Here is a 14,648-nt window from a genome sequence, read left to right as displayed (position 1 = left end):
GAATATGCCCGCAAAGTAATCCTTAGGTGTGGATTACTTCACCCTCTCCAACCTATCATATAAATCCGTTCGCCTCCCCCGCTCCCAAGAACTATAGATCTGCTCCGAAAGCTCCGGGGTCAGTGGAAGGGAATTCAAGCTATTCTCTTGATAAAGCCTATGAATCTCTTGGGAACAATTTTCGCACAGATAACACTCCCCACCCCAAGGGAAACAATTACGCATTTTTTGATAGATATCTTCAAATCTATCTATCATGATATTACCAAAGGAAATATTCAGAAACTCACAGGGTTGCAGGTCTCCCTTGGCATTGATATAGAATCTGTCTGTTCCTCCGGCAGTACAGCCAAAAACAGACTCATCTTCTTCAATTATCTGAGCCGATATGGCTGGATATTCTGCAAACTCTTCTTGTAAATTGTATCGGTTTACCTTAGCTTTGATAAATTCAATGTCTTGGGGCGTAAATTCGAGGTCTTCTTTCTCTAGCCACCCTCCCGCAGGTTTGGGCTTTATAATTTGGATCAGACAAACCTTAAAGTCCTTGGCTGCCTCCATGATATGTTCAAAAATACCATTGTAAAAATCGTCTCGCATCAGACATGTGTTAAAGGCGACCGCCAAATCCGCATTCTGACACATCTTAACCCCTGCCTCCATAGTATCCCAAGCAGATTCTTTGCCCAAAAAGCCATTGAAAGAGTCTGGATCGGGGCTGTGCAGAGAAAACATGACTGCGGTCACATTTAGCTCTTTTAGTTCCGCAAGCCTCTCGTCTGTCATACCGGCTCCCGTAGAATTTATCCAGATTTCCGATCTGGAATCAATAGCTGAGCAAACCTCCTTCAGCCGCTCATAAGCAAAGAAGGGTTCTCCTCCCTCGATATTGAAAAAGGCAATTCCCATCTCCTGCAACCTCCTGACGATCCCGATCAGAGTATTGATATCAACATCTTTGCCCCTGTCAAGCTTCTGATAACAGTGGTTGCAATGATAAGGACATGCGGATGTAATCGATAACAAGACCGTGGTACAGGGCATTCTTTCTTTAAATTGACTGAATTTCTGGCAGGCAGTGTAAAAAGCCGGAGACGGAAAACCGGGGATATACAAGCCTAAGCGAGTCTTCTCCCCTATTTTTACAAATTTATTATGTCTCATTCTAGATACAAAAAGCAGAAGCCTTTTCATTAGAGCAATAAACCTTTTAAGGGAAAGTTCCTCTTTCCAGAGCGCTGGGAAAAAGTAAAAAAAAATGCTCATTTTTAATTTCAGATTAAAGACTATTTTTCCCAGACCTGTAACATTGCTGACTGTTATCACAGGTTATCCCCCCATCTCAAGACTGACTTATTAAATCAGCCCTTGCTGTTTATACCAAAAAACCGTTCTTTTGACCCCTTCCTCCAGACTTATAGAGTTTCTAAAACCTAGGGTTTGTCTGGCCTTTTCCACGGAAAACTCAATATTGTCGTAGAACATATTCACTCTTCCTCTGGTTAAGAGCGGAGGCCTGGAAGATTTGAATAGACTGAATAGAAGTTCCATGAGGAAAGCAAGAGGGTAGATCAACCCCTTGGGAAGATTTCTGGGCTTTTTCAGCCCTGCCTCAGAACAGAACAACTCATAAATCTTGTCCATGTTTTCAGGATCTTCATTGCCGACTAGAATACAGTGTATGCCAGTCAGCTCTTTTGTATAAGCCAGGTAATAAGCTCTAGCTAAGTCTCCGGCATAGATGACATGAAATTTATTCTGCTTTGCTCCTGGGACAAAGGGTATTCCTTCCTTGGCTGTTTTTAGGTATTCGTAAAAACCTGTTTTGAATTCCCTCTCTCCATAAACCCAAACAGGCTCTAAAATAGTCAGGTTCAGGTCATGACTTGCGGCAAAGGCTAAGGCCTCTTTCTTAGCCAGGGTTTTGGTATCACGATAGTAATTTAACTGGCAAGGAAAAAGACTGTCTCCAAAGTACTGATAATGGGCATTATAGGGGGATTGTTCATTCTTGACGATAAAGCAGTTTTCTTCTCCATAAACAGAATTGGACCCTGTCATGAGGACGTTTTTTATCCCTGCGCGAACACAGGCGGTTAAGACATTGACCGTACCTAGCGCATTTGTCTCATAGAATTCCTTATAATCCCCCCAGTCAGCTACTTTTGCTGCATTATGAATAACCCAATCATAGCCGCTGAAAGCTCGTGTCAATTCCTCAACATTCCTGATATCCCCAGACTTCAACTCTAGGGGCAGCCCCTCAAGGTTAGTCAGGTTGCTGTCATTTCTGATCAGACAACCAACTCTGACCTGATTATTGCAAAACTCCCTAGTAAGGTGACTGCCAATAAATCCTGTCGCGCCTGTGATCATGACTCCATTCTTATTCTTACTCATCTTCCAGGTACCTCTTGAAAAGAATTAAAGCATTATGTCCTCCAAAGCCGTAGGAAGCGGACAGTGCATATTCAATGGGAGTCTTAAGTGTTTCCATGGGGAGATTTAAATTTTCCATAGATTCAAAGGTCAAATTACCATGGATTCTGGATTCTTTAATAGATAGAGCAGTTACAGCTGCCTCCAAAGCTCCACTGGCACCGATGCTGTGCCCTAAGATTCCTTTGGTAGAATTAATCAATGGCTGGGTGCTTTTATCCCCAAAGATTCTTTGAATCACTCTGCTTTCTATGTCGTCATTTGTTGGAGTCGCTGTTCCATGAGCATTCAGATAGTCAACTTTGATCCCTCGGCAAATCTTATCAAAAAGACTGGCGATATTATCTCCACTTGGATCCATTTGGACAATGTTATAGTTGTCACTGCACGCTTCATACCCGACAACCTCAGCATAAATTTCCGCCCCCCTGCTTCGAGCTCCTTCTAGCTCCTCCAAGACGAGAACACAACCTGCCCCTTCGTTAAATAAAAATCCACTTCTTTGGGGAGAGAAAGGTTGGGGCCTCCCATCCTTTGCTCTCGTGAGCGTGGAGAGCATATCAAAGCCCCTCATTATTGCCCCGTTCCTTTCAGCCAAGGCCTCAACACCGCCCGTTAGACTCATATCACATCTGCCATCAGAAATTGTTCTGTAAGCCTCACCAAGAGCATAACTTCCTGAAGCGCAGGAAGCATTGAGAGTATAACTGAACCCTTTAAGTCCGAAGAGAATGGATATCCAGGCAGCAGGTGAATTTGTCATCAGCATGGGAATAACCATTCGATTGAATCTGGGTTTATTCGGATTTAAGTTCGTATTAAGACTTGGGTCAGGGTCAGAGTTAGGGCTGGATTCTAAAGTCGAGGGAGGCTCAGATGCCGACACCCTCGAATCGGCGATATGAGCCGTATATGAATCGAAGGCTGTCTGCAGGCTGCTCATTCCAATACCGATAATGGTGCCACAGTTTTGCAGACCTTCAACTTGCATATATTTATCTCCGTTGCTTGTCTTAAACCCAGCATCCTGCAATGCAAGCATAGTACACAATACCGAAAGTCTGGAGACCTCTTCCATCATCCCTACCACTGATTTATGAAATCCTAAATCGGTGAGAGAGAATTTGGGTTTAGGCACGAAGTAACGAGATTTAAACCTATAGTTCTGCTCATAGTTTTTCGGGATCTCTGCTAAACATGTTTTTAAACCGAATATGCCTGCGGAGAAATCCTTTTTGCCAATTCCTATGGCTGTGGCCGGACCAATCCCTGTAATAACAACTCTTCGTTTCATTTAAGCCACCTCCCAAAAATCGAGGTACGTGGTTTGATGTACGTGGTTCGAAGGCAAGTTTTACTTACCGGATCAAAGGCATTGTAAGCTTATTTTCATCCTGGGTATGCCCTAAAGCGAAAATTAGGGTCAAGTAAGGAACTTTACAACGTTCCGCAAATAGTCTTTAGTATCCTTATAGTTCCTCCCTCGCAAAGCGTAAGTCCTTAAATCGATCTCTCGTTCATTTTCCCAGAGTGATTTATTACCCTGGTCTTTAACTTCTCCGATTTTATAAAATGTCAGCTTCTTCTTCCGTACTTCTTCTAAAAAATCCTCTTCAGCTTCTTTACCAAGGGTAAAGAGTAATTCATACTCTCCGCATTCTCCCAAAAAGAGCATTTCTTTAGGAAGGCTAAGAGTTTTTGCCAATAATAATCCGCTCTTAACATAGGGCAGACTGCCAACGACAAAACCTGTTCCACTCATCTCAGAAATTGAGCCTAAAGCATTAAAAACTCCATCGCTAGTATCAATGCAGCAACGGCTGTAGCGCTTAATGACCTCGGCCTCTTTGCTTCTCAACCGGAAGGAATTGTTCCATCGCCCCCCTAAATGTTTGACTAATAAGTTTTGCTCATACAGTTTGAGCGCAGCTTCCACATTCCCTCTGCCAATTGGCCCGGTAAGAAAAATCCCGTCCCCAACCTTGGCCCCACTCCTTAACATGGCCTGTCTCTCCAGATCTCCTATGACCGAACCGGTATATCTCCAGGTCTTAGAGATTCCAAAATCTCCACCGATAAAGGTTGCCCCCACTTTCTTCAGGACCTGGGCAACTCCAAGAGATAGTTTTTCAACAAAGTCCTTCGTCCAAGAGTCTCGGATAACCATGCTATGGGCATAGAACTTTGGACTGCCCCCTGAAGCCAGAATGTCACTGATACTGCCTGTTGCCATATTCCAACCCAGCATATAAGGGTCATCTTCTCTCAACAAGTCTTCTTCGGAAAATTCATCGATATTATAAAGAAGACTCTTACCGTGAAAAGCAACGATTTCCGAGTCTGATTCAAAGAGATTGTTAACTTGACTGGTACTCCTGGGCATATGTCTATTAATTACTTCGATTATTTCTTGTTCTCTATTCATCATCAACCTTCTTACATATTTTATCTTATTACGTCTAAAGGGTCCTGAGCAGGCTCAATCACGCAAGGCAAAAATCCTCTTGGATCACCGTCAAACTCCAATTCATTATTTCTGTTGCTTCCGAATACTTCGATTTTCTGAGCATATTCCAAGGACATTGTGTTGTTGTTTGCAAACTCCTTTGCACGGTATAACTTACTCAATACGCTGAACCAATTAGCATAACCTATGTTTTTGATGGTTAGGGCATAAAATCGATGCTCTCTTAAAGTTAGCTTATTTTTCACCTTAATCCCCGAAGCTATATAGGTGGTTTTCCCCACAAATATATTGTAAACCTTCCTATAGACTTGGTTTTTCCCGTCAAGACAGAGCGCATAGTTGACAGGCCGATAACTAAACAAAGTCTTGATCAGGGATACCAACGTCCCTGCAAAATCCCCGATAGAGTCTCTGATCCCACCGTTTGCTCCCCTAGCCACGGTTGCTCCCATTCCGATATTAGCACAGCAGGCAAAATAACCGGTTTGCAGATTTTCATGAGTCATGCCCAGGGGACGATGATCCAACCTCTTGTCATACTCACCAATATAAGAAATCTTACCTATCGGTATCTCAATATACTTCCCCTTAAGAACTGCGTTAAGAGCTTGATCGATTTCCAGCGGCAAATCGTAACTCTTGCAAAAATCCGGACTTGTGCCGGTATGAATAACTGCCAGCCTAGAATTAGAAATTCTTTTGCCCATAGAATCATAAAACCCATTGATTACCCTGTTAATCGTTCCGTCTCCTCCCACAGCGACAATGACATCATAGCCATTTTTATTTCCTTCTATAGAAAGGGTGTAAGCATCTTCAAGGGTCTTGGTCAACTTATAGTCAAACTTCACCTGCCTATTATGTAGAAAAGCAAAAATCTCTTCAAACTTAGCTTTACTTTTCCCACCCTTGGAACCCGGGTTTAATATGAACAAATATCTCATGAAAAGCCTATCCTTTTGATGATCGCGACAGCTTCATCTACAGTATCTTGGGATAGGCTTGCACCGGCAATCAACCTAACTCGTCCTTCACTGATAGGAACAGCAGGTTCAATGAAGGGCGTGGAAAGAATCCCCTTTTCATACAGCTTTCGGTTAAGAATAAATGTCGCTTCTTTACTGCCGGTTTGAATGGAATTCATGGGAGCCTTACTATATACTACCTTAAATCCGCCTTCAAGAAGAGCTTCATAAATTTGTCGTTGCTTGTTGATCAGCTTTTTCTTAATTCCACTGAACTCAAAATGAATAATATCCAGAACTGAACTAATACCTGCCAGGACTGCCGGAGTAAGGGCTGTAGAGTAAACCAAGTGGGAGCAATAGTATTTGAGATAGTTTATCAGCTTTTTTTCCCCACTGATCATTCCACCGGAATTTGCAAAGGCTTTTCCCAAGGAGGCGGTATAAATCCCTCTGTACCCTGCTATCCTCTGTTCTTCGAGTATACCTCGACCTGATTTCCCCAACACTCCTATACCATGTGAATCATCGATTATTGGCATGGCCTCGTATTTTTCACACAGCTGGACGATCTCTTTAAAGGGGGCAATACTTCCCTCTGTGGAAAAAACAGACTCTGTCACAACGAAGACTTGCCTATAACCCATTGATCGCTGCAAGATCCCTTCTAAGTGCTCTAAATTATTATGCAGAAAAGGTCTGATTTTACTTCCTGTCGATTTAATTCCTTCAATCAAAGACGAATGAACTAATCGATCGACGATAATCAGGTCCTTAGGACCGGCAATACAGTTAAATAACCCATTATTAGCTTGGTAGCACGAGGGTAAAATAATGGTCTCTTCCAGCTCAATAAAGTGCGACAACTTTTTCTCCAGTTGTTGGAATAAATCGATATATCCAGTCGCGATGGGAGTACCGCAAAGAGAAACTCCATATTTTTTAATGGCTTCCATCGCTGCCTGCTTTACCCTATTGTCCGCAGCCAGGCCCAAATAGTTATTCGAAGCCAGGTCAATCATTTCATGCCCGTTTACCAAAATTCTAGCATTCAGACCCGAATCTATCTTTTGGTAATAAGGGTTATACCCCATGACTTCGGCAAGGCTCTCATCCACACTTAACCTGGTGTAAAAATCTCTCAGATCCATATTTCCTCCTTGTGAACGAATTCTTGATCTAAATCGTAAAACTTCCACTTTAAATGGTAGCGGCCCCCCCTGCGAAAAACCCTCTAGCTTTAAGTTTCATTACAATATCCTTAATGGTAACCACATCAGCAAAATCATCTTCAGAAATAGTTATGGCAAATTCATCCTCCAAAGCCGAAAGAATCATTAGCTTGTCTAAGGAATCTACCCTTAGATCTTCCAGCAAATGACTGTCCAAGGTGATTAGGGGACGTTTATCTAAAACGCTTTGGATAGTCATAATAATCCTGTCTTCCATTTTTATCTCAAATCTCCCTTCCTTCCCTAAACTAAAACCTAAATTTGATAGTTAAAGTATAAAAAATCATCTCTTATAACACCTTGTCGGCTGGTCTGAATCACACATAACAGCACAAATATTGCAATTGACACATTTGGAAGTATAACTCTCATCTCGCTGGAGTTTATCAACGAAATCCGGTTCACAAATTAACGGCCTGCACAAACTGATGAAATCTGCAAAGCCATTTTTCAGGCAGTTCTGCATATCTGCTCCCTTTCGGAAACCGCCAACACTCATAATGGGAATATCCGTAAGAACCTTGGCCAATTTAGCATAGTCAAGATTATAAGCCGACGTAAATGGCTTAAGTCTTGCCCTCATCAGGCAGTAAATAAGGCCATTATAAAGTAATCTAAGGATATTATGCATGTTGTCACTGCTTTTAAAGACAGGGTTGTGCTTTAGGATCACTTTAAGAGGGATATCTCCCCGAAAGATATTTAGAGCATTATCCATTGTCCCATAACTAATCTCTATACCATCCACTTTTTGTGCATCTAGGAAGCTTATGAGGCTGGCAAACTGCTCGCTCGTAAACTTAGTAAAATAATCATCGCTGCCGCTTACCTTAATCAATAGAGCAAAATCTTTACCGCACTTATTTCTGATTTCTTCGAGAACCAGCCCTAGGAATCTTGTGCCTATCTTACTATTTTCACAAATTCCAAACTCATCATTTCTATTATTAGTCGAAGGCAATATAAACTGGTGGATCAGATAGCCATGGGCCGCGTGGATTTGTACTCCGTCGAATCCAGCAGCTTTGGCGTAGCCAGCGGCTTCTCCAAATTGCTTAACCAGTAAATATACTTGTTCTGTGCTTAATTGCCGAGGAGTTCCTCCAAAGTATAAAGACTTTTTATTGGATACCCCCCAGACATCTTGACTAGTTTCCTTTTTCCTGGTCTGCCTGCCGGTGTGAGCCAGTTGCATAAAAATCTTACAACCGTACTCGTGAACTCCCTCTGTAACAGGCAAAAAGTACTTAATCATTCCCTCACAGTCAATTCCGGCCTGGCCTGGTTGCATTGCTTTTCCTTCAGGAGAGATATAGGCAAACCCTGTAATGATCCCGCCCACGCCGCCTGAAGCCAACTGTTTATATAGATATTCATATGCTTGTAAAGGATGGCCTTGGGAATCACACATTCCCTCAAAAGTTGACGACCGTATGATCCTGTTTTTTAAACTGCAGGGCCCAATTCTTACTGATTCGAACAGTTTCATTAAAAACCTCCATTTGCTTGGCAACCCCTTTATCATTTCAGGATTGTTGCTTCAATGAGTTGCATTCTATACCTTGCTTCAGTGGGAGTATAAGTTCTCTTAGCTTCGAAACACTCTAAAGGAGAAGGCTTGGGGGAAACTTATACTTGAGCATCCTAGGATTTAGGATCTGTGTGCAGGTCAAATAAGAAGCCAACAAACATATAGGATACTAAAAATAGGAGCATAGCCAGTTCGGTATTGAATAACGCAATAAGGGTTGCCTGACCGCAGATGCATGCGCGGAAATTAGCCACCAGTGAGTAATAGGTTCTCTCTCCTTGAGGATTCTTAAAATATAGATATCCCGTCCACAATTCCAGAAAAAATGTTAATCCAGCCAGAATCAGAAACATATTGTTAACTCTAGCTTCGATAAAATTATTCATATAGAGCACTAAAAAGATTCCTGCAGGAAGCAGAGCGGAAATAGCAGCCAGATATCTGGACTTGTCAACCCCTAAACGCACGATTATTGTCCCTTTGCCTGCAGCCTTATCCCCTTCGTAGTCTTTAAAATAAGTATAGAAAGTCATTAATCCGTTCATGACAGCCACTAGAATTAGTACTGAAACACGACTATATGTAAAATAGGGAGAGTTTGTCGGACCGGCTGCAAGGAAACCATAGGCGGTGCAGGTGGAAATCATTAGACCAAAGACAATATTCCCTAGAATCCCATGGGCTTTAGCGTATTCGTAGATAATATTTAATAAAATTCCTAAGATTGCGGGAAACAGGGCAATTGGTTCCAGATAGATATATGTAGTCAGTAAAGAGCTAACCAGCAGTATCCCTGTTAAGGTCAGCGCCTTTTGCGGATGCAGTTCACCATTAACCATGGGGCGATGGGGTGCATTTACACGATCTTCTTTCAACCCTAAGTAGTCGTTAATTATCTGGTTTATGCCCCAGCTGAGAAAAAGCACGACCAGCACAAGGGCTTTCTTTTCAGTCATAGGAACTATTTCTACGGTCTGAAATGGAGACTTGGCGATGTACTCATAAAAGGCCATTCCTATCCAACCTGCAATCCCTGTTACAAATGCATAGTAAAGCCTCATTGATTTAATATAAGCCCTAATAAAATTTAACACTTTTTATTAAACCTCCGCTTTCTTCAAGAGCTCTCGATATCTTTTTCTAATATAAGCATCATCAAAGGAAGAGGAAATCCTGCGGTCTTGACCATCAAGAATCCTGTAATGCCTGGAGATAATATTCTGTTGGATTCTAAATTGATCCTCCCCCTCAATATCAGTCCACCATATTTTCCCGCCCATAGTTATTTCGTTACTTTCATAATCAGTAAAGGCTAAAGAAAGGATAATATCTTGAGGATCTCCTCCAAAGGTCATCTCCAGGACTTCACTGTCCCTAAAAATTGTACATAAGGTCACTGTACCAGACCAACCCAGGAGGGACCGACCTTTCTCAATCTGAACTAAGGTCTTTTTGGATATACCCACTATATCAGCCATCTTATCCTGGGTATAATCCCTTTCAAGGCGGATTAACTTTAGTTTCACTGAGACTTTATTAATAAATTCTATTCTCGTCATGGAAAATACACCCTTTCAGTGTAATTTTACACCATTCCTATCTATTTTGGAATCCAATCAAAATGAGAAAGAAAAACAAAACCCCAATTGGCTAAAAGCAAAAAAGCTCAACCTAATCACAAATTGTGAAAATGCTGGGCTTTAAGAAAAGCAAATTCTTTTAAAGAGTTAATATATTACACCTACACCTATCTTCGTCTTTTACTTTGAAGATACGGAACAATTGTTGGCAACAAAGAAACAAAGATTATCGCAAAAATTACATAGGTGAAATTGTTCTTAACCTCTTCTATGTTGCCAATGAAATACCCGGAAAACATAAACAGACAGACCCAAGAAACACCGCCGATAACGTTATAGACACTATATCTGGTAAAGCTCATTTTCCCTAATCCAGCAACAAAGGGAGCAAAAGTACGGATTATCGGTACAAATCGAGACAGTATTATGGCTTTTCCGCCATGTTTCTGATAAAAAGCATGAGTCTTATTAAGATACTCCTTCTTAATAATGCGAGAGTTTCTCATGGCTAGTATTTTATGTCCAATTGTTTTACCAATAAAGTAATTTAATGTGTTGCCACCAACCGCAGCAAGGATGAGAAGTACAATTGCTGCATTAAAGTCTAACGCACCTTTTGCCCCCAAGGCTCCAATCGCAAAAAGTAACGAGTCTCCCGGAAGGAAGGGTGTAACCACAAATCCGGTCTCACTAAAAATAATTAGGAAAAGAATTAAATAGGTCCAAGTCCCGTAGTTCTGAATTATCTCAACTAAGTGTTGATCAATATGGAGAATAAAATTAATTAGTAAGGCTATTAATTCCATAAAAGCTCCTTTAAAATCCTATTTTTTAGATAGTCATAACTATTTGTCATTCGACAGAACTCTATTAAAGTCCTTCATTAAGTACACACCTTATTTTTCCACAGGCTGTTTGATTTAGGTTAAAACCTGCAAAAGGCTCCCCTGCATTATTTAGGGAGCCATTTAATACATTTAGACCTCTTCAGATTATTATGTTTTAACATTTCGGATTCTCTCAGGGCTTAAAATTATTTGTTTGACCGAACTAACATAAAAGACTACCTACCTACCTTACTTACTTAATTGCTTACTAATCAATCAACTTTAGTACACCCTCATCAAGATCATACATAATCCCTAATACACTTACTTGGTTTGCTTTCAAACGCTCATCAATAATCGGACTCTTTAGGATCTCCATTTTAGTATTCTGAACATTTAACTCTGCACTCTTTTCAATCAGATCGCTCTCACCAGCGCCCATAGCCGTAGCTCTGTCCACTGCAGGCTTTATTTTATCTAGAATGGCAGTGATACTGCCATGTGTTTCCCCATTCTGCACAGCAGCAGTTACCGCACCACATTCTTCATGACCGAGAACTACGACTAAAGGAGTATTCAGATGCTCAACAGCATACTCTACACTTCCTAATTCAACTGGGGTAACCACATTTCCAGCGATTCGGATAACGAACAAATCACCCAAGGCTTGGTCAAAAAGAAGTTCGGGAGGAACCCTCGAATCTGAACAACTTAAAATAACCGCAAATGGATGCTGACCGTTCTTCCTCAATTCACTTCGTCTCGCAAAACTTAAATCCTTACTTAAAGGCTTACCTGCAGTAAAGCGCTCATTTCCATCAAGCAGAAGTTGTTTTGCTTCATTTGGCGACGAAATAATTTCTGTTCGTTTGTAGACTGGCGCCGCCGCCAGTGCTTCCTTAGCGGCAGTGTTCTCCAACTCTGTAAGTTGTTCCACGGCTGTAGGTGAGATCTCTCTATCACAGCCGCTAAGTATAAGAGCTAGCATAAAGAAAAAGCAACTAAGAAGGTTTAATGGTTTTCTCACAAAATCTCTCCTTACTATTTCTGGTCATAAAACAATACATTCCCATTTTACCATAATAAGGAGTATCTTAATCATCCTTTCTAATTTTTCTAATATGGATAATAATGATTAAACCAACAATACTTACGATTAGTAAGGTGAATAAATAACCAGTATCTTTAAATACGAGACCGATCAATACCATTATTACTGCAAAAATCAATGGAATCCAATTTTGTCTAATACTTAAATTCAACAACATATACACCTCTCTGCATTTTTCATATATATACCAGTATTATGTTATGCAATTTTCACGCTCAAGATTTATATCTATTTATTGACTAAACTCATTAATCTATTTGTAACCCCTTATATATTGGAGGACTGTTCACCACTTCAAAGGTGTACAGTCCTCTATTTTGAGATAACACACCACCAGTTTGAAAAAATCTCAAGTTTCGTTACGGCCCCTCCTCGGAATCGATTAATACAATCGAGACACTGCACATGCGCTGGAAATTTCCTGACCCCTGACCTAAAGGACGCTAAACCCCAGATTAATTAATCTAGAATGCAGATACCCTTATATGATTAATCGATTGGAAAATTACTGCCCCACCTAGAAATATGATCAAACAAGAAGAAACCAATGCTAAACGATTAACCACCTGCCATTTTTCCAGTTTCTTCATTGTATGACTGGCTCGAACAACAAATAGTGCAATGGCTACCATAGTAATAGCACCCCCCATTGAGAAAGCTCCAACCAATCCTAATCCTAAAGGAATTTTATCTGCCGAAACTGCCGCAAGAAGAATCGCCAGGGCACTTGGACAGGGAACAATTCCAGTAAAAAAACCAGTCAGAAACAAATCAAATCGGCTGGAAGGATCAGCCTTCAACTTAACATGATTATGATTACAATGACTATGGCAATAATGGCTGTGTAGGGTGTTGTGGTATTTTTGCTTTTTATCATGATTATTAATGAGTCCTTGAGTAATTATATTAAGCCCTATATAAATAACGACAATACCAGAGATAAGTTGGAGCCAATGGATTAAATTTTCCGGTACAAATACTTTTACCGCAGTCGATGCCGAAACAGCCAAAAGGACAATTGAGAGTGTATGAGCCAATGCCGAAATCAACCCAATCATAATAGCTTCTTTCATTTTAGCACCGGAAGAAATTAAATAAGCAGTAATCACTCCTTTTCCATGCCCCGGTTCTAAGGAATGCAGGGCCCCTAAGCCAATAACCGCTGGAAAAGTATACATTAATTCCAAAGTAGATTCCTCCCAAATAAAGCTTACTATTTTTATATGCAAGCCTGTCTTATTACTTTCCACCCTTAACGTATTAATTAAAAGAAAATTTCAGAATATACACAAGGATCTTGAGAGACGTAACCAGAATTGGCAATTAAGCAGGAACATGTTATATAATCTAGTAAAGGTTTCTATAAAGGAAAGAGGTGGAAACGTTGGGGACTGGCTTAGTTGCTACTTTATTTGTAATCGGTATCCTACTCCTCATCTTGGAGATTTTTGTTCCCGGAGGCATTCTCGGTCTATTTGGTATCATTACTCTGAGCATAGCAATTATGCACTCGGTTGATTCTTTTGCTCTAGGCTTTTTTCTGATATGTTTATTACTGCTTTCTTTCGCAGGACTATTCGCCTTGAGTTTCCGCCTGCCTCAAACTCGTTTTATTTGGGATAGATTTTCTCTGAAAACTTGCCAAACCCAAGAGGAAGGCTACACAGCGCCCCTGCAAAGCTACGAAATCTTCTTGGGCAAACACGGAATTGCACTCTGTCAATTACGCCCTGCCGGGACAGCTGATTTTAGTGGCGAACGACTTGACGTTGTTACAGAGGGAGTGTATGTAACCACTGGATCAAGGGTCAAAGTAATAGCTGTTGAAGGTACACGTGTTGTTGTCCGGCAAATTTAGTTTTAACTCCTGACAAAGCATCAAAATGAAATACATACTCTACTTTCTATGTCTAATTATTAAACGTTAATTTGTTTAAAAAGTAACGATCTGAATTAACTCATGATATAATTAAAAATACACACATACCATAATATGTATTTTACGTAAGGAGAGGATGAGAATATGAAAAAGATTCTAAGAACTAATCAGAGCCCTTCTCTCAGCACGATCGCAGTTGCCGCCCTTGTTGGAGGCTTAGTAGGCTCCGTTGTCGGCCTAATGTTTGCCCCTAAAAGCGGAAAAGCACTACGTCAAGGTATCCATGAAAAAACCGATACTGTTTTAGAACGTGTCGGGGACATCACCCTTCATCATGCTGGTACCTTAAAACATCAGGGAACCGATCTCGCAACAAAAGGAAAACGGTTAGCAGATGATCTTCAATCCTTTATTCAAGAATCTCTAAAGGCTAAAAAAACTGACATCATAGTGAGTCAAAGTGATGAACCGGTCCAACCTAAAGTGGAGGTCGTTTCTGCAGAACCTGAATCACAGCTTCTAGATAACTAGAGAAAATGGCGACATACAAAGAGCAAGCATTTTATCGTTCATAAGATAATTGCTTGCTCTTATTATTACGGGTACTGTTACAACCT

General features: G+C 40.8%; 15 protein-coding genes. 2 read left to right on the top strand and 13 right to left on the bottom strand.

Going from position 1 to position 14,648, the window contains the following annotated elements; translation table 11 throughout:
- Positions 1-33: 33 nt before the first annotated feature.
- The 13 genes from LJE72_RS02330 to LJE72_RS02270 form a co-directional block, all read right to left on the bottom strand.
- Positions 34-1,326: a radical SAM/SPASM domain-containing protein gene (locus LJE72_RS02330; RefSeq protein ID WP_229246011.1), complete on the bottom strand. Its 1,293-nt coding sequence runs from the start codon at positions 1,324-1,326 to the stop codon at positions 34-36.
- Positions 1,327-1,356: 30 nt separating this feature from the next.
- Positions 1,357-2,400 carry an NAD-dependent epimerase/dehydratase family protein gene (locus LJE72_RS02325; RefSeq protein WP_229246009.1) on the bottom strand — a complete coding sequence of 348 codons (1,044 nt, stop codon included), beginning with the start codon at positions 2,398-2,400 and terminating at the stop codon, positions 1,357-1,359.
- The gene (locus tag LJE72_RS02320) at positions 2,393-3,733 is read right to left on the bottom strand and encodes a beta-ketoacyl-[acyl-carrier-protein] synthase family protein (protein ID WP_229246007.1); all 1,341 of its coding nucleotides are present in this window, start codon (positions 3,731-3,733) and stop codon (positions 2,393-2,395) included. The genes LJE72_RS02325 and LJE72_RS02320 overlap by 8 nt, the downstream gene beginning before the upstream one ends.
- A gap of 129 nt (positions 3,734-3,862) precedes the next feature.
- Positions 3,863-4,864 carry a thiamine-phosphate kinase gene (locus LJE72_RS02315; protein ID WP_229246005.1) on the bottom strand — a complete coding sequence of 334 codons (1,002 nt, stop codon included), beginning with the start codon at positions 4,862-4,864 and terminating at the stop codon, positions 3,863-3,865.
- A 20-nt stretch (positions 4,865-4,884) separates the two neighbouring features.
- A complete protein-coding gene (locus LJE72_RS02310; protein ID WP_229246003.1) occupies positions 4,885-5,850 on the bottom strand; it encodes a diacylglycerol/lipid kinase family protein in 966 nt (321 codons plus the stop codon).
- On the bottom strand, positions 5,847-7,022 hold the full coding sequence (locus tag LJE72_RS02305; RefSeq protein ID WP_229246002.1) for an aminotransferase class I/II-fold pyridoxal phosphate-dependent enzyme: 1,176 nt from the start codon (positions 7,020-7,022) through the stop codon (positions 5,847-5,849). Before LJE72_RS02305 ends, LJE72_RS02310 begins: the two co-directional genes overlap by 4 nt.
- A gap of 49 nt (positions 7,023-7,071) precedes the next feature.
- Positions 7,072-7,320, bottom strand: coding sequence for an acyl carrier protein (locus LJE72_RS02300; RefSeq protein WP_229246001.1), 249 nt, complete (start codon positions 7,318-7,320; stop codon positions 7,072-7,074).
- Between the two features lie 66 nt (positions 7,321-7,386).
- A complete protein-coding gene (locus tag LJE72_RS02295; RefSeq protein WP_229245999.1) occupies positions 7,387-8,592 on the bottom strand; it encodes an NADH:flavin oxidoreductase in 1,206 nt (401 codons plus the stop codon).
- A 155-nt stretch (positions 8,593-8,747) separates the two neighbouring features.
- The gene (locus LJE72_RS02290; RefSeq protein ID WP_229245997.1) at positions 8,748-9,728 is read right to left on the bottom strand and encodes a UbiA family prenyltransferase; all 981 of its coding nucleotides are present in this window, start codon (positions 9,726-9,728) and stop codon (positions 8,748-8,750) included.
- Between the two features lie 6 nt (positions 9,729-9,734).
- The gene (locus LJE72_RS02285) at positions 9,735-10,193 is read right to left on the bottom strand and encodes a helix-turn-helix transcriptional regulator (protein ID WP_229245995.1); all 459 of its coding nucleotides are present in this window, start codon (positions 10,191-10,193) and stop codon (positions 9,735-9,737) included.
- A gap of 188 nt (positions 10,194-10,381) precedes the next feature.
- On the bottom strand, positions 10,382-11,020 hold the full coding sequence (locus tag LJE72_RS02280; protein WP_229245994.1) for a DedA family protein: 639 nt from the start codon (positions 11,018-11,020) through the stop codon (positions 10,382-10,384).
- A gap of 289 nt (positions 11,021-11,309) precedes the next feature.
- Positions 11,310-12,068 carry a carbonic anhydrase gene (locus tag LJE72_RS02275; protein ID WP_229245992.1) on the bottom strand — a complete coding sequence of 253 codons (759 nt, stop codon included), beginning with the start codon at positions 12,066-12,068 and terminating at the stop codon, positions 11,310-11,312.
- 548 nt (positions 12,069-12,616) lie between these two features.
- The gene (locus tag LJE72_RS02270; protein WP_229246224.1) at positions 12,617-13,330 is read right to left on the bottom strand and encodes a nickel/cobalt transporter; all 714 of its coding nucleotides are present in this window, start codon (positions 13,328-13,330) and stop codon (positions 12,617-12,619) included.
- A gap of 206 nt (positions 13,331-13,536) precedes the next feature.
- On the opposite strand from LJE72_RS02270, the gene LJE72_RS02265 reads away from it, so the two are divergent.
- Positions 13,537-14,010 (top strand): NfeD family protein, encoded by a 474-nt coding sequence (locus LJE72_RS02265; protein WP_229245990.1) that lies wholly within the window; start codon positions 13,537-13,539, stop codon positions 14,008-14,010.
- Between the two features lie 165 nt (positions 14,011-14,175).
- A complete protein-coding gene (locus tag LJE72_RS02260; RefSeq protein WP_229245989.1) occupies positions 14,176-14,562 on the top strand; it encodes a YtxH domain-containing protein in 387 nt (128 codons plus the stop codon).
- Positions 14,563-14,648 lie beyond the last annotated feature (86 nt).

Origin of the sequence: Desulfosporosinus shakirovi (genome assembly GCF_020595055.1) — a bacterium.
Lineage (GTDB): Bacteria > Bacillota > Desulfitobacteriia > Desulfitobacteriales > Desulfitobacteriaceae > Desulfosporosinus > Desulfosporosinus shakirovi.
The sequence above is the reverse complement of the archived record's forward strand: the minus strand, read 5'-3'. Positions and strand labels throughout refer to the sequence as shown.

Excerpts from the sequence above, each read along its gene's own strand:
- LJE72_RS02305 (WP_229246002.1), bottom strand. The coding sequence starts at position 7,022 with ATGGATCTGAGAGATTTTTACACCAGGTTAAGTGTGGATGAGAGCCTT.
- LJE72_RS02310 (WP_229246003.1), bottom strand. The coding sequence starts at position 5,850 with ATGAGATATTTGTTCATATTAAACCCGGGTTCCAAGGGTGGGAAAAGT.
- LJE72_RS02325 (WP_229246009.1), bottom strand. The coding sequence starts at position 2,400 with ATGAGTAAGAATAAGAATGGAGTCATGATCACAGGCGCGACAGGATTT.
- LJE72_RS02270 (WP_229246224.1), bottom strand. The coding sequence starts at position 13,330 with ATGTATACTTTTCCAGCGGTTATTGGCTTAGGGGCCCTGCATTCCTTA.
- LJE72_RS02295 (WP_229245999.1), bottom strand. The coding sequence starts at position 8,592 with ATGAAACTGTTCGAATCAGTAAGAATTGGGCCCTGCAGTTTAAAAAAC.
- LJE72_RS02285 (WP_229245995.1), bottom strand. The coding sequence starts at position 10,193 with ATGACGAGAATAGAATTTATTAATAAAGTCTCAGTGAAACTAAAGTTA.
- LJE72_RS02280 (WP_229245994.1), bottom strand. The coding sequence starts at position 11,020 with ATGGAATTAATAGCCTTACTAATTAATTTTATTCTCCATATTGATCAA.
- LJE72_RS02315 (WP_229246005.1), bottom strand. The coding sequence starts at position 4,864 with ATGAATAGAGAACAAGAAATAATCGAAGTAATTAATAGACATATGCCC.
- LJE72_RS02300 (WP_229246001.1), bottom strand. The coding sequence starts at position 7,320 with ATGGAAGACAGGATTATTATGACTATCCAAAGCGTTTTAGATAAACGT.
- LJE72_RS02260 (WP_229245989.1), top strand. The coding sequence starts at position 14,176 with ATGAAAAAGATTCTAAGAACTAATCAGAGCCCTTCTCTCAGCACGATC.
- LJE72_RS02320 (WP_229246007.1), bottom strand. The coding sequence starts at position 3,733 with ATGAAACGAAGAGTTGTTATTACAGGGATTGGTCCGGCCACAGCCATA.